Origin of the sequence: Galbitalea soli (assembly GCF_010686725.1) — a bacterium.
GTDB classification, from domain to species: Bacteria; Actinomycetota; Actinomycetes; order Actinomycetales; family Microbacteriaceae; genus Galbitalea; species Galbitalea soli.
The window spans coordinates 146,357-164,480 of record NZ_JAAGWZ010000004.1 but is presented as its reverse complement, the minus strand read 5'-3'; the positions used below and the strand labels follow the sequence as shown (position 1 = coordinate 164,480).

Below are 18,124 nucleotides of genomic sequence, written 5' to 3'. Positions count from 1 at the left end.
ACGGTGACCTGTCTCGACCTCGAGATAGTTCGACGTCAAGAGACTTTGGCCACCGCAAACTCTACTCGCCCCCGATGGATGATCCGTGCACGGCCTCTGCCACTGCGCGGTGCGGGCGCCCCGCCGCGCCGGTCTGCGACCATGGAGTCATGCGCCCGACCGCCGTGGAGAGATGGGCCGCCGATGGCGTGCTCATCGTCGGCGGAGCGCGCGCGATCCTGTTGCAGGTGGCCGACCCGGTCGTCGCGGCCGGTGTGGCCCGCCACAGCGACTTCGCGCATCGACCGGTGCAACGGCTCGTGCGCACGCTCGGCTATGCCTACGCCGTCGTGCTCGGCACCGAGGCGGATTCCCGGGCCGTCGCCCGACACGTCGACGCCGCCCATCGCCCGGTCGCCGGGGCGGCCGACGCCGACCGGCAGCTCTGGGTCGCCGCCACCCTCTACGACACGGCGGGACTCGTGCACGAGCGGGTGTTCGGCCCCACCCCGACGCCGCTCGCCGACGAGGTCTACGCCCGGTATGCGCGCCTCGGCACCGCGCTGCAGATGCCCGCCGCGCTGTGGCCCGGTACCCGCGCCGCCTTCGAGAGCTATTGGGCCGACGCCCTCGAGCGACTCACCGTGACGGACGACGCGCGATCGATCGCGCACGACCTCTTCCACCCGGCCGTCGCTCCGCTGTGGGTGCGCGCGGCGCTGCCGCTGGCGCAGCTGCTGACTGTCGAGCTGCTGCCGGAGGGCATCCGCGAAGCCTACGGCTTCGAGTTCGGCCCGGCCCGGCGTCGCCGCGCCCGCGTCGCGTGGATGATCGTGCGCGCGCTCGTCGCGGTCACACCGTGGACGCTGCGCAGCACCCCCGCCCGGCGGCTGCTGCGGCGGATCCGCACCCGCTGACCCGGCCGCGCCGGCGACCCGCGTTCGCCCGACCCGCGTTCTCCCGACCCGCGTTCACCCGAGCCGCGCGTTCACCCGACCCCGGCCGCGCCCTACAGCTTCTCGATCGGCGCGATCTTGATGAGCAGGCGCTTGCGGCCCGCGGTGTCGAACTGCACCTCGGCGACGCTCTTCGGCCCCGCGCCCGTGACCGCGGTCACCCTGCCGTCGCCGAAATCGACGTGGCGAATGCGGTCGCCCGCGGCCAGCGTGAGGTCGCCGTTGTCGCGCACGGTGTTGGTGACCCGGTTCGCCCACTCCGTCTTGACGCGGGGCGGCGCGGCGGGCAGCTCGCTGAAGGAGGAGGCGTAGCTGAACTGGGGGCGGCGAGCGTTGAGCGCGCGCGGCTGCGTGCCCCCGCGGCTCGTCGCGTCGCCCGGCGACTGCTTCCACTCGATCAAGTCGGCGGGGATCTCCTGCAGGTAGCGGCTGGGCATCGCGACGTTGACCTCGCCGAACTGCGCCCGCGTCATGGCGAGGGAGAGGAAGAGCCGCCGCCGGGCGCGCGTGATGCCCACGTAGAACAGGCGGCGCTCCTCGGCCGGACCGCCGACCTCGCTCGCCGACATCTGGTGCGGGAGAAGCCCCTCCTCCACGCCGGTGAGGAACACGGCCTCGTACTCGAGACCCTTCGCGGTGTGCAGGGTCATGAGCGAGACGGTGCCGCTCGAGTCGTCGAGGTCGTCGGCGGCCGCCACGAGCGACACCTCGGTGAGGAAGTCGAGGAGGGTGCCCTCCGGGTTGTTGCGCTGGAACTCCTTGGTGACCGAGACGAGTTCTTCGACGTTCTCAGCCCGCGCCTCGTCCTGCGGGTCACGGGAGGCGCGCAGCGCCTCGATGAAGCCGGTGCGCTGCAGCAGGGTGACCAGGATGTCGGACACCTTGGCCGTTCCCGCGGTCGCGCTCACCTCGTCCAGGATCTGGGCGAGGCCCGTGATCGCCCCCGTCACCTTCGGACCCAGACCGAGCAGCGAGGCGTCGCGCATCGCGTCGCGCAGCGTGACCTGGTTGGCGTCGGCGTAGGACTGCAGCGCGGCCTCCGTCGCGGGCCCGATCCCCCGCTTCGGCACGTTCATGACGCGGCGCAGGGCGAGCGGGTCGAAGGGGTTGGCCACCGTGATGAGATAGGCCATCGCATCCTTGATCTCGGCGCGCTCGTAGAACTTGGTGCCGCCGAGCACCCGGTACGGCAGGGCCGAACGGATGAAGATCTCCTCCAGCGCCCGGGTCTGCGCGTTGGTGCGGTAGAACACCGCGATGTCTTTGTAGGCGACGCCCTCGTCGTGCAGCTTCTGGATCTCGTCGGCGACGAACTGGGCCTCGTCGTGCCCCGAATACCCGGTGAAGCCGATGATCTTGTCGCCCGACCCGATGGTGGTGAAGAGCTTCTTGTCTTTGCGATCGAAGTTGTTGGAGATGACCGCGTTCGCCGCGTCGAGGATGTTCTGGGTGGATCGGTAGTTCTGTTCGAGCAGGATCACGCGCGAGTTGGGGAAGTCGCGCTCGAACTCGACGATGTTGCGGATATCGGCGCCGCGGAAGGCGTAGATCGACTGGTCGGAGTCGCCGACGACGGTGAGCGACGCACCGGGAATGCCGCCATCGGCGCTCGTCGCCATGCGGGTGTCGGCGGGCACGTGCTCCGGGGCGATGCCGCGGGTGAGCTCACGGATGAGCGCGTACTGCGCGTGGTTGGTGTCTTGGTACTCGTCGACGAGGATGTGCCGGAACCGTCGCTGGTAGAGGGCGGCGACGGCGGGGAACGCCCGGAACAGGTACACGGTCTGGGCGATGAGGTCATCGAAGTCGAAGGCGTTCGCGCGAGCGAGGGACTCGGTGTACCGACGGAAGATCTCGACGAAACCCGCCTCGTTGGGGTCGTTGAAGTTGGCGCCGCGCGCGTAGCTCTCCACGTCGGAGAGCTCGTTCTTGGCCTTCGAGATCTTGCCGGCGACGCCGGAGACGGTGAAGCCGAGCGTGTCGGCGTCGAGCTCCTTGATGATCCGCTTGATGAGCGCCCGCGAGTCGGCGGAGTCGTAGATCGTGAAGCTCTTGGTGAAGCCGAAGTTCTCGGCCTCGCGGCGCAGGATCCGCACGCAGGCCGAGTGGAAGGTCGAGATCCACATCCCCTCCGCCTCCTCGCGCCCGATCAGCGCACCGACGCGCTCCCGCATCTCGGCCGCGGCCTTGTTGGTGAAGGTGATCGCGAGCACCTGACTCGGCCACGCCTCCCGGGTCTGCAGCAGCCCGGCGATGCGCCGCGTGAGCACGCTCGTCTTGCCCGAGCCGGCCCCGGCGACGATGAGAAGCGACTGGCCCCGATAGAGCACCGCCTCCCGCTGCTGCGGGTTGAGCCCCTCGAGCAGGCGGTCATCGGGGACGAGAGTCATAGCCCCCCAAGTCTAGGCGCGACCCCCGACGCCGAGCGCGGCGCGGGCACGCAGCGCGAGATCCGGGTGATCGGCGAAGACGCCGTCGACACCGGTCGACATGATGAGGCGGAAGGCGGTCATCCAGTCGCCGTGGGCGGCCGGGTCGTCACCCCGCCGGAATGCCGGGTGCAGAAAGCGGTTCTCGGGGCGGAGCGTCCACGCGTAGGAGTCGAGCCCGGCGGCATGGATGCGCTCCACGAGGTCGCTCGTGCCCGGCGGTTCATCCTCCCCACGCTCGGCGAGCAGCAGGGCGGCGTCGACGCTGACCCCGTCGACCTCGCGCGCGAGGGCCGCGAGCCCCTCCGCCGTGAGATAGCTCGCGAAGTCGCGCCCGCCGCGCGCGGGCTGGTCTGCGGGTCGCCCCGCGGTGTCGACCAGCATCACCAGCCGGCCGGGAACACCACGCGCCCGCACCGCGCCGAGCACGCTCTGCTCGAACGACTCGACGACGAGGTTCCCGTCTGTCGCCCAGCCGCGGATCCCGTCTGCGAAGAGCTCGTCGAGCGGCAGGCCGATCGACGCGAAGTAGCTCGCGTGCTTGATCTCCGCGACGAGACGCACGGGTCGGGGCGCCCGCTTGAGCAGCGCGACGAGGTCGTCGAGCCTCAGGATGCCCTCCCTCCCGTCGAACGCCGCGCTCTCCGGCCGCAGCTCGGGCACCCGCTCGCGCACCCGCAGCGTCGCCAGCTCCGCCCAGTCGAAGTCCTCGGTGAACCAGCCGTGGTGCTCCTCGCCGTCGATGACCCGCGTGGTTCGGCGGTCGGCGAACTCCGGATGATCGGCCACATCGGTCGTGCCCGAGATCTCGTTCTCGTGCCGGATGACGAGCACGCCGTCGCGCGTGGCCACGAGGTCGGGTTCCGCCGCGTCCGCGCCCTGCTCGATGGCCAGGAGGTAGGAGGAGAGGGAGTGTTCGGGCCGATAGCCGCAGGCGCCGCGATGGGCGATGACGGCGGGTCGCGTGCTCACCGCTCCAACGGTACGCCAATACAATTTCGATCATGGAGACCTGCCCCGACTGCAACCGGCAGTTGGAGGCATCCTGGAAGTTCTGCATCCACTGCGGTGCGGCGCTGCGATCGACCCACACGCCCATGTCGGCGGCCCTCGCCGGGCAGGCGGATGCGCCGCCGATGGTGCCGCTGGGCGGCAACCGCTACTCGCAGGCGCTCATCGTGGGTGGTGCGGCGATTCTGTGCCTCGGCGTGACGCTGCTGATCCTCACCCTCGTGCTCTTGCGGGGCGGATTCGCGTGAGCGCGACGCCCCCGCTCCTCGCGCGCCGATTCTGGCGGGAGCCGACCTCGCTGCTCCCGCTGCGCTGGGGCAGCTACCGCGGGCGCTACCTCGGCGGGCTGCTGTTCATCATCGCGGGCTACGTGCTCCTCGACGGGTCGAACACCTACACCGTGCCGTTCCTCCTGCTCGGCACCGTGCTCAACGTGACCGGCTGGCTCGTGCTCCCCGCGGTCGGCGCCCGCCGGCTCGCCATCGTCGGGCCCGCGCTCGTGTTCCAGTGGATCCTGCTCACCGGACCGCAGTCGGTCGTCGTCATGGTCGTGCCGTTCCTGGGCTGGCTGCTCGTGCGCCAGCGCCCAGCGCTGAGCTACCTCTCGGCCCTGCTCGTGGTCGCGGTCGGGATCGCCTGCGCCAACGTCTTCACCACGTCACAGGGCGAGGCCGCCTCGTACGGCATCACGGCCGCGTCCGTCGTCGCCGCGGCGTGGCTGGGCCGGTGGATCGCCACGCGCAGGCCGCCGGTGGTCATCCGCCCGAGAACGGAGAAGCGACCCACCCCAGCGGGCTGAGGGGGTCGCTTCGTGCGGGTGTCGAGGGCCTACTCGTCGGACTCCGTCTCGCCGGTCGCCAGATCGGCGTCGGCGGGCAGCTCCGAGTCGGTGTACTCGCCGGCCGGCTCGCCCGCGTGGGACTGCGCGTCCAGCGGGTCGTTGTCGGTGTACTCGCCGTCGGGTCGTGAACTCGTCATCGATGGACCTCCTCAGGATGATCGCGCCTGCGATCTCCCGCCCGACGGTACGCCGATCATCGGGGCGAATCGACGCCTTGCGTCACCGCCCAGACGTGCTAGGGCCGCGGCGCGACCCTACTCCCACTCGATGGTGCCCGGCGGCTTGGAGGTGACGTCGAGCACGACCCGGTTGACGCCGGCCACCTCGTTGGTGATACGCGTCGAGATGCGCGCGAGCACCTCATAGGGCAGTCGGGTCCAGTCGGCGGTCATGGCGTCTTCGGAGGAGACGGGGCGCAGCACGATCGGGTGGCCGTAGGTGCGGCCGTCGCCCTGCACCCCGACCGAGCGCACATCCGCGAGGAGCACGACCGGGCACTGCCAGATCTCGCCGTCGAGGCCGGCCGCGGTCAGCTCGTGCCGGGCGATCGCGTCGGCCTTGCGCAGCAGTTCGAGACGGTCGCGCGTGACCTCGCCGACGATGCGGATGCCGAGACCCGGGCCGGGGAAGGGCTGGCGCGAGACGATGACCTCGGGGAGACCGAGCTCGCGGCCGATGGCCCGCACCTCGTCTTTGAAGAGCGTGCGGAGCGGCTCGACGAGCGAGAACTGCAGGTCCTCCGGCAGACCGCCGACGTTGTGGTGGCTCTTGATGTTGGCGGTGCCGGTGCCGCCGCCCGACTCCACCACGTCCGGGTAGAGCGTGCCCTGCACCAGGAACTCGATGGGCGAGCCGTCCGAGGCCGCCTCGGCGACCAGATCGGAGGCCGCCTTCTCGAAGGAGCGGATGAACTCGCGACCGATGATCTTGCGCTTCTGCTCCGGGTCGGTGACGCCCGCGAGCGCGTCGAGGAACTGGTCGACGGCGTCGACGGTCACGAGGCGAACGCCTGTGGAGGCGACGTAGTCCTCCTCGACCTGGCGCCGTTCATCCTGCCGCAGCAGCCCGTGGTCGACGAAGATGCAGGTGAGCTGATCGCCCACCGCCCGGTGCACGATGGCCGCCGCGACGGCCGAGTCGACCCCGCCGGAGAGGCCGCAGATCACGCGGGCGGTCCCCACCTGCGCACGGATGCGCTCCACCTGCTCGGCGATGACGTTGTCGCTGTTCCAGTCGGCGGGAATTCCGGCCGCGCGGTGCAGGAAGTTCTCCAGCACGCGCTGGCCGAACTCCGAGTGCTTGACCTCCGGGTGCCACTGCACGCCGTACAGGCGGCGCTCGTCGCTCGCGAAGGCCGCGACGGGCGTCGACGCGCTCGACGCGAGCACCTCGAAGCCCTCGGGCGCCTTCGAAACCGAGTCGCCGTGGCTCATCCAGGTGGTCTGGTCGGCGGGCTGGTCGCCGAGCAGCGTGGAGTCGGCGGTCGCGAGGTGCACCGCGGTCGAACCGTACTCGCGCAGCCCCGTGTTGGCGACCTCGCCGCCGAGCTGCTTCGCCATCACCTGGAAGCCGTAGCAGATGCCCAGAACGGGCACGCCGAGCTCCAGGATGCCCGGGTCGAGGTCGGGCGAGCCCGCCTCGTACACGCTCGAAGGTCCGCCGCTGAGCACGATGCCGACCGGGTTCTTCGCCGCGATCTCGGCCGCCGTGATGGTGTGCGGAACGATCTCGCTGTACACGCTCGCCTCGCGCACGCGTCGCGCGATCAGCTGCGCGTATTGCGCGCCGAAGTCGACGACGAGGACGGGACGCTGTGTGGTCGACTCGCTAATGGCTGGCTCCCAGGCTCGGCTCGGTGGTCGCCGTCAGGGCGGCGAGTTCTGCGGTGGCAAGGCGGTGGTAGTGGCGCTCGACGATGAACGACAGGAAGGGGATGACGCCGCCGAGGGCGATGAGCAGGAAGCGCCGGAAATCCCAGCGCATGAGCGACCACACCCGGAAGTCGCTGAACAGGTACAGCACGTAGAACCAGCCGTGGGCGATGAGGATGCCCGTGCTCAGGTCGATCGCGTGGATCTGCTCGCGCGGCTGCAGCGCGAGGAACCCGAACGGTCCGCCGAGCTCGATGTCGACGAGGAAGCCGTAGCGGAACACCATCATGAGCACGAGGAGCAGCAGGAAGGTTCCCGTGATGATCGAGGTGACCCGGTAGAGCTTCAGCGCCCCCGGAATGCGCGAGAGATCGGCGGGCTTGGGCTGCAGGGGCATGGCCCTAGTTTACCGGCGCGGCTTCTGTGAGTTGGTCCTGCTCCCGCTCCCACGCATCCTTCACGAGGCGGTACCACAGGTAGACCGCGAAGCCCGCGAAGGCGACCCACTCGATGGAGTAGAACACGTTGAGCCAGTTGAGGCTCACGTCGTTGCTCGGCTTGGGCGAGTAGATCGCCGACAGGCCCGGTGCGGGCGTCTTCGACACGAGGTATCCCCCGTAGACCGCGGTCGGCACCGTGCGCCACTCGTTCACGAGGGCCGCGACCGAGAGCACGCTGCGCACGCCGTGCTCGAAGTCCGCCTGGTCGGGCGGCTCGGTCGGCATGTAGCGACCGATCAGGAGCGTGCTGGGCGCGCCGCCGGCGAGCGCGCTCGCCGCATCCGTCGCCGCCGCGCGCGTGGGCGCCCAGCCGTAGGCGACCGCGAGGCTCACCCCGTCGCCTGTGACCGCGTGACCGACCACCCAGTAGCCGGTCTTCCCGTAGTTGACGCGGTTGCTCACGAGGTAGAGGTCGCCCGGCACCCGCCGCGCCGTCACGCTCACCATCTGGCCCGCGACACGATCGGTGACGACGCTCTGCGGCGTGGCGAGCGAGGCGAGGGGCGTGACGGTCTCAGTGGGGTAGGTCACGACCGTGGCCGTGGCGACCGCGCGACCCAGCTGCCACTGGCCGAGCGCGGCGAAACCGCCCGCGATCGCGAGGGCCAGGAGGAGTGCGCCGATCCACCGGGGACGCCTGGCCACACTCCACACGGGTCAATACTCCGGATCTCGCTTGCGCTGCACTTGCTGGTCTGATTGTTCCATGGCTTGCTGAACGGTCTTGCCGAGCAGGAACTCGTCGTCGTCTTCCGAGTAGGGGCCGAGATCGCCGTCGACCACTCCCTCGCGATCGAGCGCCGACGACATGCGCAGCGCGAGGGCGACATCGTCGTCGAGGCCGCTGTCCGCGGCCGACTCCGCGGCGTCGGCCGCTCCCGCCATGAGCGCGATCGCCTCGGCCGCCTCGCGATCGCGGACGGCGTCGCGCTCCCTGCGCCGGCGCCGGCCGAAGAGGCGGGATCCCATGCGTTCCGAGTTGACCGCCAGCACCGGGCCGATGATCGACATGGAGAGCACGTAGAGGCCGGCGAAGGGGGTGAGCCGGGCATCCAACCCCGCCCCGGAGGCCAGGGTCGCGAGGATGAGCGCGAACTCGCCGCGGTTCTGCAGCATGAGGCCGGCGTTGAGCCCCTCGGCGCGACTGAGCTTGTTCTGCAGCGCGATGAGCTGGCCACCCAGCACGTTGACGACGATCGTGAGCCCCACGGCGACCGCCGCGGGATACACCACGGGGCCGAAGGTGCCGGGGTCGAGAGCGAGCCCGAAGTTGAGGAAGAAGAAGGCGCCGAAGACGTCGCGCAGGGGCAGCGCGAAGCCCTCGATGCGACCTCGATGCCGGGTGGCGCCGAGCACGAGACCGATGAGGAACGCGCCGATCGCGTCCGACACCCCCAGCAGTTCGCCGATGCCGCCGAACGCGAGCGCGAGCCCGAAGAACAGGATCGTGAACAGCTCGTCGTCCTTCGTGCCCACGAGGCGCGCCACCACGCGGCCGCCCCAGCGCGCGAGCACGAACATCGCGATGAGGAACGCGAACGAGATGACGAGCTGCAGCACGATCGCCCAGATGTTCTTCTCGCCACCGATCACGACGGCGACGACCGCGAGGTAGAAGGCGATGAACACGTCCTCGACGACCGTGATGCCGAGGATGACCGGCGTCTCGCGGTTCGCCAGACGCCGCAACTCGATGAGGAGTTTCGTCACGATCGCGCTCGACGAGGTGGCGGTCATCCCCGCAATGATGAGGGCCTCGCGCGCCCCCCAGCCGACCCAGAAGCCGAAGGCGAGGCCGACCCCCAGGTTGATGACGATGCGGGTGCCGCCCGAGAGCAGGAGCGCGCCGGCGTTGCCGAAGAATTCGTCCTGATCGAACTCGAGACCCAGGTTGAACAGCAGGAACAGGAGGCCGAAGATGGCGACCAGCTCGACGTCGGCCGACTTGAAGCTCAGCGGGAAGAGGTGGAAGTTGGGGCTCGCGATGAGGCCCACGAGCATGTAGATCGGAATCGTCGGCAGGCCGACCCGCTTCCCCACTCGCCCGAGGGCGTAGGCGATGACGAACAGGATTCCGAGGATGAGGAGGTCGCCGCCCATCGTCACGCCTCAGTCACCGGGTGGCGCGTCAGCCGGCGCCTTCGTCTTGATCTCGCCGGTGCGGTAGAACGCGAAGGTCTTCGCGACCTTCTCGGGCGACCCCGCGACCACGAGCGTGTCGCCGGGGAAGACCTTGAAGTGCTCATCGGGCGCGGGATTCGCGGACTCCCCGCGCACGACGGCGACGACGGTCACACCGACGACGCCCCGGCTCGCGAGGTCGCCGAGCGGCTGGCCCGCGATGTGATCGTCATAGTCGACGGGGAACCAGTCGATCGTGAGGCCGGGGATCTGGTCGAGGCTCGCGAGCGACTCGGTGATGCGCGTGCCGCCGAGCAGTTCGGCGAGGGTGTGCGCCTCGTCGTCGTCGAGTCGCAGGGCCACCTTGGTGGCGTCGGAGCCCTCCTCCGCGTCGGCGAACGCGATCAGGTCGCTGTGCCCGGAGCGGTGCGTGATGACGCCGATCTTGCCGCCGCCGTCGGTGACGAAGGTGTGCAGCACCCCGACACCGGGAAGCTTGACCCGTTTGACGTCGACCATTGAGTTCTCCTTCTCAGCTGGAAGCCACGATATCGGGTGCCTCGAGGCGCACGCGGTCGGCGGACTCGTCGTCGGGCTGCTCCTGGCTCGCGCGCTCCGCCGCGACCCGCTTCAAGTAGTTGTTCGTCTCGCTCTGCACGCGCGCCTCGTCCCAGCCGAGCGTCTCGCCCATGAGCGCGGCCGCCACCGGGGCGGCGGAGACTCCGCGGTCCCACGCCTCGATCGAGATGCGGGTGCGCCGCGCCAGCACGTCCTCCAGATGCAGCGCGCCCTCGTGGGTGGCGGCGTAGACGACCTCGGCCTGGATGTAGTCGTCGGCGCCGGGCAGCGGTTCGGCGAGCTCGGGGCGGGATTGGATGATCTCGAGCAGTTCATCCGTGAGCACGCCGTAGCGGTTCAGCAGGTGCTCGACCCGGGCCTTGTGCACGCCGAAGCGGCGCGCGATCTTGCCCCGGCGGTTCCAGGCGGCCTGGTACCCCTCCGCGCCGAGCAGCGCGATGTTCTCGGTGATGCTCGGGGAGATCACCCCGTCGAGCGCCGCAACCGCCTCGTCGACGGCGTCTTTCGCCATCACCCGGTAGGTGGTCCACTTGCCGCCCGCCACGACCACGAGCCCGGGCACCGTGTGCGCCACGAGGTGCTCACGGCTGAGCTTCGAGGTCTGGTCGGACTCGCCGGCCAGCAGCGGACGAAGGCCCGCGTACACCCCCTCGACGTCCTCGCGGGTGAGCGGCACCGCGAGCACCTTGTTGACGTGCTCGAGGATGTAGTCGATGTCGGCGGCCGTCGCCGCGGGGTGCGCCTTGTCGAGGTGCCAGTCGGTGTCGGTCGTGCCGATGAGCCAGTGGCGGCCCCACGGGATCACGAACAGCACGCTCTTCTCGGTGCGCAGGATCATGCCGAGCTTGGACTGGAAGCGGTCGCGCGGCACGACGAGGTGCACGCCTTTCGACGCGCGCACCTTGAACTGTCCGCGGGCGCCGACCATGGCCTGGGTGTCGTCGGTCCACACCCCGGTGGCGTTGACGACCTGCTTGGCCCGGATCTCGAATCGGTCGCCGGTCTCCAGGTCGTGCACCTTCGCCCCGACGACGCGCTCCCCCACCTTCACGAAGCCCTCGACGCGCATCCGGCTGGCCACGTGCGCACCGTAGAACGACGCCGTGCGGGCGAGGCTGGCGGTGTAGCGCGCGTCATCGACCTGCGCGTCGGAGTAGGTGAGGCCGCCCGTGAAGGCGTCGCGCTTGAGGCTGGGCACCGCACGCATGAGCTGGCTGCGGCTGAGGTGGCGGTGGTGCGGCACTCCGGGCGGCCGGCCGCCGGTCCAGCTGAAGATGTCGTAGAGCGTCATTCCGGCGCCGATGTACAGCCGCTCGAACACCGGCTTGGTGAGCGGGTAGAGAAAGCGCACGGGTTTGACGAGGTGCGGCGCGAGTCGCTGCAGCAGGAGCCCGCGCTCGATCAGCGCCTCGCGCACGAGCCGGAAGTCGAGTTGTTCGAGATAGCGGATTCCGCCGTGCACGAGCTTGGATGACCGGCTCGAGGTTCCGCTCGCCCAGTCGCGTGCCTCCACGAGCCCGACGCTGAGCCCGCGAGTGACCGCGTCGAGCGCGGAGCCCGTTCCGACGATGCCGCCGCCGATCACGAGGATATCCAGCTCACGCTCGCGCAGTGCCGCAACGGCGAGGGCGCGCTCCTCGGGACCCAGCTTCGACGACCGTGTGACTGATTTCGACGCTGACATCCTGTTCCCTACCCTTTTGTTCGAGTCAGCCCTGCGTATACGGGGCCACAATGACTTCGACGCGCTGGAACTCCTTGAGATCGGAGTACCCGGTGGTCGCCATCGACCGACGCAGCGCGCCGACGAGGTTGACGCGGCCGTCGGCGTTGGACGACGGTCCGTAGAGGATCTGCTCGAGTGGGGCGAGCTGCCCCACGTGCACACGATTGCCGCGGGGAAGTTCCCCGTGGTGGGCCTCGGGGCCCCAGTGGTAACCGCCCCCGGGCGCGTCCGTCGCGCGCGCGAGTGTGCTGCCCAGCATGACGGCGTCGGCGCCCACCGAGATGGCCTTCACGATGTCGCCGCTCGTGCCGAGTCCGCCGTCCGCGATGACGTGCACATAGCGGCCGCCCGACTCGTCCATATAGTCGCGGCGCGCACCGGCGACGTCGGCCACCGCGGTCGCCATCGGCGCGTGGATGCCCAGGCTCGTGCGCGTCGTCGAGGCCGCTCCCCCGCCAAAGCCGACGAGCACGCCCGCCGCCCCCGTGCGCATGAGGTGCAGCGCCGCCGTGTAGGTGGCCGCGCCGCCCACGATGACGGGCACGTCGAGCTCGTAGATGAACTTCTTGAGGTTGAGCGGCTCGGTCGACTTGGAGACGTGCTCGGCGCTCACCGTCGTGCCGCGGATGACGAACAGGTCGACGCCCGCGTCGACGACCGTCTGGTACAGCTCCTGGGTGCGCTGGGGGCTGAGCGCCCCCGCGACCGGCACGCCCGCGGAGCGGATCTGCTCGAGCCGCGCCGTCACGAGCTCGGGCTTGATCGGCTCGGCGTAGATCTCCTGCATGCGCCGCGTCGCGGTCTCGTCGGGCAGACGGCGGATCTCGGCGAGCAGGGGCTCGGGGTCGTCGTAGCGGGTCCACAGCCCCTCGAGGTCGAGCACTCCGAGGCCGCCGAGGCGACCCATGGCGATCGCCGTCTCGGGGCTCACGACCGAGTCCATCGGCGCAGCGAGCACCGGAATGGCGAAGGAGTAGGCGTCGATCGTCCAGCTCACCGAGACGTCGCGCGGGTCGCGAGTGCGGCGGCTGGGCACGATCGCGATGTCGTCGAAGGCGTACACACGGCGAGCGCGCTTGGCGCGGCCGATCTCGATGTCACTCACCCTCAAAGCTTACCGGCGCGCCGCCGCGCCCACCCCGTTCGCGTTCCCCCGCGGCCCCGTCGTCCCCGTCGCCTCCCACTCACCTCTGCCGCCCACGCACCCCCGCCGCGCCCGCACCCCCGCGCCCTCTCCCCACCTAGCCCGCCGCGCCCCCACCCCACCGGTTCACAATGCAGGGCCGAATCCGCTGTCGAGCGCGATTGCGCAGAAACAGCTGCGCCATTCCGCACCGGGGAGGGAGAGACGGCCGTCGGCAGGCGGCCATCTCCTGCATTGCGTGCGGGGTAGCGGGGTGGGAGCGGCGGGCGGAGCGGGAGCGGCCAGCAGGGTGGGAGCAGCCAGGGGGGGCGGGAGCGGCGGGCGGGGTGGTCTGCACCCCGGCCCACCCCTTGCCCTCCGCTGAACAAGCGTTTAGCATGCTGAACATGCGTTCAACAAAGGCCGACGACGCGACCACGAGCGCCCGGATCCGGGAGGCCGCGATCGCGCTGTTCGGGCGCGACGGCGTGCGCGCGACGACCGTGCGGGCGATCGCGGAACGGTGCGGGGTGAGCCCCGCGCTGGTCATCCACCACTTCGGGTCGAAGGAGGGGCTGCGGCACGCCTGCGACGAGTGGATCCTCGCCGAGATCATGGCGGCGAGCGCGGCGATCACCGACGGCGGGCCCGGTACGAGCGCGGCGATCCGGCAGTGGCTGACCGACATCGACGCGCATCGGCCCTGGCTCGACTACATCGGCCGCGCGATCACCGATGGCTCCGCTCTCGGCGACCGGCTGTTCGACGATTTTGTGCAACAGACGCGGGAACTGCTCGCCGCGGGCGAGGCCGACGGCACGGTGCGGGCGTCGAGCGACGCGGACATGCGGGCGGTCATCCTCACCGCCTACGGGCTGTCGACGCTCGTCTTCGAACGGCAGATCGGCCGGGCCAGCGGGGCCGTCGGCCTCACCCCGGCCGTGGCGGCACGCATGGCGATCCCCGCCCTCGAGCTGTTCACCGGTGGCCTCTACACGAGCGACCGGCTGCTGCAGGCCACCCGCGACGCGATCGCGGCATCCCCGGAAGGAGCGACCGGATGACCCTCCCCCTCGCCCTCGAAACGGCCGCCCTCGGCAAGACCTTCGGCCGCACCCGGGCGCTCGACGGCGTCGATCTGGCCGTCCCCGCGGGCACCGTTTTCGGCGTCATCGGGCCGAACGGCGCCGGAAAGACCACGCTCATGCGGGTGCTGCTCGACGTGATCCGCCCCAGCTCGGGCGAGGCGCGCGTGCTCGGGTCCGACCCGCGCACGGGCGGACCCGCGCTTCGCAGGAGGATCGGCTACCTGCCGGGCGAGCTGCGGCTGGAGGGCCGCATCACGGGTCGCGCGCTGCTGAACTATTACGCGGGCATCAGCGGGGAGGTGCGCCCCGGCTCCGCCGACCGGCTCGCCGAGCGCCTCGGCCTCGACCTCGACCGCCGCGTCGGCACCCTCTCGAAGGGCAACAAGCAGAAGCTCGGGCTCGTTCAGGCTTTCCTGCACGAGCCGGAACTGCTGGTGCTCGACGAGCCGACGAGCGGTCTCGACCCCATCGTGCAGCAGGAGTTCCTCGCGCTCCTGCGCGAGGCGCGCGACCGCGGGCAGACGGTGTTCCTCAGTTCGCACGTGCTGAGCGAGATCCAGCAGGCCGCCACCGATGTCGCGGTGCTGCGCGCCGGCCGCGTCATCACCGTGAGCACGGTCGACGCGCTGCGGCAGACCGCGATCCGTCACGTGCGCGCCGAACTGGAGGGCGTGACGGCGGAGGGGGCGCGCCGGGTACTGACGGGCATCCCGGGGCTGTCGGCGCTCGAATTGTCGGCGACGCCGTCGCCGCGGCTGACCGCCTCGTTCACCATCACCGGCCCGATCGACGGGTGCGTGAAGGCGCTCGCGGGCTTCACGGTCGCCGAGCTCGTCGTCGAAGAGCCCGACCTCGAGGAGTCGGTGCTGCGGCTCTATCACGACGGAGAGACCCGATGAGCGCGCCGTTCCCCCTCCTTCGCCGCTCGCTCGGCGACTCGTGGCGCTCGCTCATCGGCTGGAGCGCGGGCATCGCCGCCGCGCTGTTCCTCTATCTGCCGCTGTTCCCCTCGCTCGGCGGCGCGGGGTCGCAGATGGCGAAGCTGATCAACACCCTGCCCCCGCAGCTCATCAAGGCTCTCGGCTACGCCCAGATCACCACCGGCGGCGGGTACACCGAGTCGACCTTCTACGGGCTCATCGGCTTCGTGCTCATCGTGATCGCGGCGACGGCCTGGGGAAGCGCGGCGATCGCCGGCGACGAGGAGAGCGGCGGTCTCGAACTCACCCTCGCCCACGCGGTCAGTCGCACGCGCGTCGCGGTCGAGCGCGGGCTGTCGGTGCTGCTGCGGCTCGCCTGGCTCGCCCTCCTCAGCGGGCTGCTGGTCGGCGCGCTCAACGGCCCCTCCGCGCTCGGGCTGGGCCTGCCCGGAATCGTCGCCGTCTCGGCGGCCTACCTCGGGCTCGGCACGCTCTCGGCCACGACCGCGCTTGCGGTCGGGGCGAGCACGGGGCGACGCGTCTACGCGACCGGGGCGGGCGCCGGGATCGCGATCCTCGGCTACGTGCTCAACGCGATCGGCAACCAGCAGAAGAGCCTCGAGGTACTGCGCGCCTGGTCGCCCTACGGCTGGGCGTATCGCCACACGCCGCTCGTGCACGGCGCCGACTGGGCGGGCCTCGCGCTGCTCTACGGCACGAGCGCCGTGCTCGCGGTCGTGACGGTCATCGCCCTGCGACGACGCGACATCGCGGGATGATCGGGCAAGCTGTTCCCATGGCCGAACTGCATGCCGATCCGCTCTCCCTGCTACGCGCGCGCACGAGCGAGAAGTGGGTCGAGTACCCCGCCGACGTGCTGCCGCTGTTCGTCGCCGAGATGGACTACCCGCTGGCGCCGGTCGTCGCGGAGGCGATCATCGGCCGAGTACGGGCATCCGACACCGGCTACGTCGCCTCGGCCCGCCCGGTCGGCGACGCGTTCGCCGGCTTCGCGGCCGAGCGCTGGGGCTGGCAGCTCGACCCCGAGCTCGTGACCTCGACGACCGATGTCAGCGTCGCGATCGTGGAGGTGCTGCGTCGCGTGCTCATGCCGGGTGACGGAGTGATCATCATGCCGCCCGTCTACCCGCCCTTCTTCGACCTCGTGCCCGAGGCGGGCGGGCGCACCGTCGAGGTGCCGCTGGCCGAGGGCGACGCCGGCTGGTCGATCGATCTGGCCGCCGTCGAGGATGCCCTGCGCCACGGCGCCCGCGCCATCCTGCTGTGCAATCCGCACAATCCGCTGGGCCTCGTGCACCCGAGGGAGCAGCTGGAGGCGCTCGCCCGCCTCGCCGCCGAGTACAGCGCCTGGGTGGTGAGCGACGAGATCCACGGCCCGCTCAGCCACCGCGACGCGCGGTTCGTGCCGTTCCTGTCGGTATCGGATGACGCCCGCGACCGCGCGATCACCGTCACCTCCGCGAGCAAGGCCTTCAACCTCGCCGGCGTGAAGTGCGCGATCATGGTCGCCGCGAGCGCGAACGGAGCCGAGGTGCTGCGCGGCCTCCCCGACGAGGTGCTCTGGCGCACGAGCCTCCTCGGACTCCACGCCTCCGTGGCCGGCTTCCGCGACGGGGGCGACTGGCTCGACTCCGCGATCCACGCCATCGAGGCCAACCGCGCCTACCTCAGCTCCCTGCTCGCCCTGCACCTGCCGGCCGTGCGCTACCGCGAGCCGCAGGCGAGCTACCTGGCCTGGCTCGACTTCCGTGAGCAGGGCTGGGGGGATGACCCCGCCGCCGCCGCGCTCGAGTCGGGGCGCGTCGCGCTCAACAGCGGGCGCACCTTCGGCGTGCAGGGCTCAGGATTCGCGCGGCTCAACTTCGCGTGCGGACCGGACGTGCTGGAGGAGGCGCTGCGGCGGCTCGGCGGCGTCACTCGGTGAATCGGGTGGCGCGGTCATCCGTCGCGTCGCCGGTGCTCGCGGAGGCGTCGGTGCCCTCGCTGCGACCGAGGCCGTCGGCGCTCGCGTGGCGGGAGTGCTCGCGTGAGGCGCGGGCGTGCCGGCGACCGGCCGCGGCGTAGAGGCCGTCGAAGCCGAGGTAGGCGACCCCGAGAATGACGACGACCGCGATCGACGCGGTGATGGCGTCGGCGGTGCGGTGCACGAGCAGCACGAACAGAAAGACGAGCAGGGCGATGGCCCAGAGGATCTGAGCGGCGATCATCCCCGTCTTGGCGACCCGCTCGATGGTCGCGGCGCGCGAGTGACGGGCGGCGGCGATCACCGGGGTCGGCGCGGCGGCGCTGGCCGGGCTCGGCGCGGCGGCGGGTGCGGGGCTCGGGCCGTCGACCGCGCTCGGGCGGGCGGCGGATGCGGGGCTCGGGCCGTCGACCGCGCTCGGGGCGTCGGCGGGGGTCGGCGCGGGCAGGTCAGCGGGAGAGCCGTTCGGGTCGGACTCCATGGCCCCAGAGTAGAACACCGCGGCCCCCGGAAACTGTGATTGTGACGGATGCCCGGCAGGCCTACAGTTCAGGCATGAATGCGGACCTCGTGAGGCGGCATTTCGAGGAGCTCTGGAACGAGCGGCGCCTCGACAGCTGCGAAGAGCTGATGGCAGACGTGTACGTCGAACACGCGCTGTCCCCGTTCGGCACCGAAGAGCCGGGCGTGCAGAATGGCCCCGCCGGAACAAGGGCGACCGTCGCGTGGCTGACCGCGCAGTTCCCCGATATCCACATGACAGTGGAGGCGATCATCGAACAGGGCGACCTGGTGGCCGCGCGGGTGCTCTCGGAGGGCACGAATCTGGGGCCGCTGAACGGCGCGGGGCCTGTCACCGGCAAGCGCTTCTCGGCGCGCCAGACGCACTGGTTCCGGGTGGCCGACGGCAAGCTCGCCGAGCACTGGGCGACCCGCGACGACCTCACGTCGATGCTGCAACTCGGCGTGGTGCGGATGCCCGGACCGCCCGCGTAG

General features: G+C 70.8%; 19 protein-coding genes. 8 read left to right on the top strand and 11 right to left on the bottom strand.

All coding sequences use genetic code 11. The features are described 5' to 3' along the window. Positions 1–149: 149 nt before the first annotated feature. A complete protein-coding gene (locus tag G3T37_RS12730; RefSeq protein ID WP_163474271.1) occupies positions 150–896 on the top strand; it encodes an oxygenase MpaB family protein in 747 nt (248 codons plus the stop codon). A gap of 92 nt (positions 897–988) precedes the next feature. Here G3T37_RS12730 and G3T37_RS12725 read toward each other — a convergent pair whose 3' ends face one another. Both G3T37_RS12725 and G3T37_RS12720 read right to left on the bottom strand, forming a co-directional pair. Continuing rightward, a complete protein-coding gene (locus G3T37_RS12725) occupies positions 989–3,325 on the bottom strand; it encodes an ATP-dependent helicase (RefSeq protein WP_163474270.1) in 2,337 nt (778 codons plus the stop codon). Positions 3,326–3,337: 12 nt separating this feature from the next. After that, the gene (locus G3T37_RS12720; RefSeq protein WP_163474269.1) at positions 3,338–4,336 is read right to left on the bottom strand and encodes a glycerophosphodiester phosphodiesterase family protein; all 999 of its coding nucleotides are present in this window, start codon (positions 4,334–4,336) and stop codon (positions 3,338–3,340) included. Between the two features lie 32 nt (positions 4,337–4,368). Here G3T37_RS12720 and G3T37_RS12715 point away from each other — a divergent pair, with 32 nt between their 5' ends. Together G3T37_RS12715 and G3T37_RS12710 are read left to right on the top strand one after the other, a co-directional pair. Continuing rightward, positions 4,369–4,623 (top strand): zinc-ribbon domain-containing protein, encoded by a 255-nt coding sequence (locus G3T37_RS12715; RefSeq protein WP_163474268.1) that lies wholly within the window; start codon positions 4,369–4,371, stop codon positions 4,621–4,623. After that, positions 4,620–5,174, top strand: a complete 555-nt coding sequence (locus tag G3T37_RS12710) for a hypothetical protein (protein WP_163474267.1) — start codon at positions 4,620–4,622, stop codon at positions 5,172–5,174. Before G3T37_RS12715 ends, G3T37_RS12710 begins: the two co-directional genes overlap by 4 nt. Before the next feature lie 29 nt (positions 5,175–5,203). Here the strand turns inward: G3T37_RS12710 and G3T37_RS12705 are convergent, their stop codons facing one another. From G3T37_RS12705 to G3T37_RS12670, 8 genes are all read right to left on the bottom strand, one after another. Continuing rightward, a complete protein-coding gene (locus tag G3T37_RS12705; RefSeq protein ID WP_163474266.1) occupies positions 5,204–5,353 on the bottom strand; it encodes a hypothetical protein in 150 nt (49 codons plus the stop codon). Between the two features lie 117 nt (positions 5,354–5,470). Then, positions 5,471–7,048, bottom strand: coding sequence for a glutamine-hydrolyzing GMP synthase (gene guaA, locus G3T37_RS12700; RefSeq protein ID WP_163474449.1), 1,578 nt, complete (start codon positions 7,046–7,048; stop codon positions 5,471–5,473). Next, on the bottom strand, positions 7,044–7,484 hold the full coding sequence (locus tag G3T37_RS12695) for a DUF3817 domain-containing protein (RefSeq protein WP_163474265.1): 441 nt from the start codon (positions 7,482–7,484) through the stop codon (positions 7,044–7,046). The genes guaA and G3T37_RS12695 overlap by 5 nt, the downstream gene beginning before the upstream one ends. Before the next feature lie 4 nt (positions 7,485–7,488). After that, positions 7,489–8,232: an SURF1 family cytochrome oxidase biogenesis protein gene (locus G3T37_RS12690; RefSeq protein ID WP_206673835.1), complete on the bottom strand. Its 744-nt coding sequence runs from the start codon at positions 8,230–8,232 to the stop codon at positions 7,489–7,491. Positions 8,233–8,244: 12 nt separating this feature from the next. Then, positions 8,245–9,687 carry a cation:proton antiporter gene (locus tag G3T37_RS12685; RefSeq protein ID WP_194241621.1) on the bottom strand — a complete coding sequence of 481 codons (1,443 nt, stop codon included), beginning with the start codon at positions 9,685–9,687 and terminating at the stop codon, positions 8,245–8,247. 9 nt (positions 9,688–9,696) lie between these two features. Continuing rightward, on the bottom strand, positions 9,697–10,227 hold the full coding sequence (locus tag G3T37_RS12680) for a cation:proton antiporter regulatory subunit (protein WP_163474262.1): 531 nt from the start codon (positions 10,225–10,227) through the stop codon (positions 9,697–9,699). Positions 10,228–10,240: 13 nt separating this feature from the next. Continuing rightward, on the bottom strand, positions 10,241–11,971 hold the full coding sequence (locus tag G3T37_RS12675) for a glycerol-3-phosphate dehydrogenase/oxidase (protein WP_163474261.1): 1,731 nt from the start codon (positions 11,969–11,971) through the stop codon (positions 10,241–10,243). 25 nt (positions 11,972–11,996) lie between these two features. Next, on the bottom strand, positions 11,997–13,118 hold the full coding sequence (locus tag G3T37_RS12670) for a GuaB3 family IMP dehydrogenase-related protein (RefSeq protein ID WP_163474260.1): 1,122 nt from the start codon (positions 13,116–13,118) through the stop codon (positions 11,997–11,999). Between the two features lie 425 nt (positions 13,119–13,543). Between G3T37_RS12670 and G3T37_RS12665 the strand changes: the two genes are divergently transcribed. From G3T37_RS12665 to G3T37_RS12650, 4 genes are read left to right on the top strand one after another with little or no spacing between them, the layout of a single operon-like run. Beyond that, positions 13,544–14,200, top strand: a complete 657-nt coding sequence (locus G3T37_RS12665; RefSeq protein ID WP_163474259.1) for a TetR/AcrR family transcriptional regulator — start codon at positions 13,544–13,546, stop codon at positions 14,198–14,200. Then, positions 14,197–15,123: an ABC transporter ATP-binding protein gene (locus G3T37_RS12660; RefSeq protein ID WP_163474258.1), complete on the top strand. Its 927-nt coding sequence runs from the start codon at positions 14,197–14,199 to the stop codon at positions 15,121–15,123. Before G3T37_RS12665 ends, G3T37_RS12660 begins: the two co-directional genes overlap by 4 nt. After that, complete coding sequence (locus G3T37_RS12655; protein ID WP_163474257.1) at positions 15,120–15,923, top strand: ABC transporter permease subunit; 804 nt, start codon at positions 15,120–15,122, stop codon at positions 15,921–15,923. Before G3T37_RS12660 ends, G3T37_RS12655 begins: the two co-directional genes overlap by 4 nt. Before the next feature lie 17 nt (positions 15,924–15,940). Then, complete coding sequence (locus tag G3T37_RS12650; RefSeq protein WP_163474256.1) at positions 15,941–17,089, top strand: MalY/PatB family protein; 1,149 nt, start codon at positions 15,941–15,943, stop codon at positions 17,087–17,089. Here G3T37_RS12650 and G3T37_RS12645 read toward each other — a convergent pair. Beyond that, on the bottom strand, positions 17,079–17,609 hold the full coding sequence (locus G3T37_RS12645) for a hypothetical protein (RefSeq protein ID WP_163474255.1): 531 nt from the start codon (positions 17,607–17,609) through the stop codon (positions 17,079–17,081). The genes G3T37_RS12650 and G3T37_RS12645 overlap by 11 nt on opposite strands. Before the next feature lie 74 nt (positions 17,610–17,683). Between G3T37_RS12645 and G3T37_RS12640 the strand changes: the two genes are divergently transcribed. Further along, positions 17,684–18,124: an ester cyclase gene (locus tag G3T37_RS12640; RefSeq protein ID WP_163474254.1), complete on the top strand. Its 441-nt coding sequence runs from the start codon at positions 17,684–17,686 to the stop codon at positions 18,122–18,124.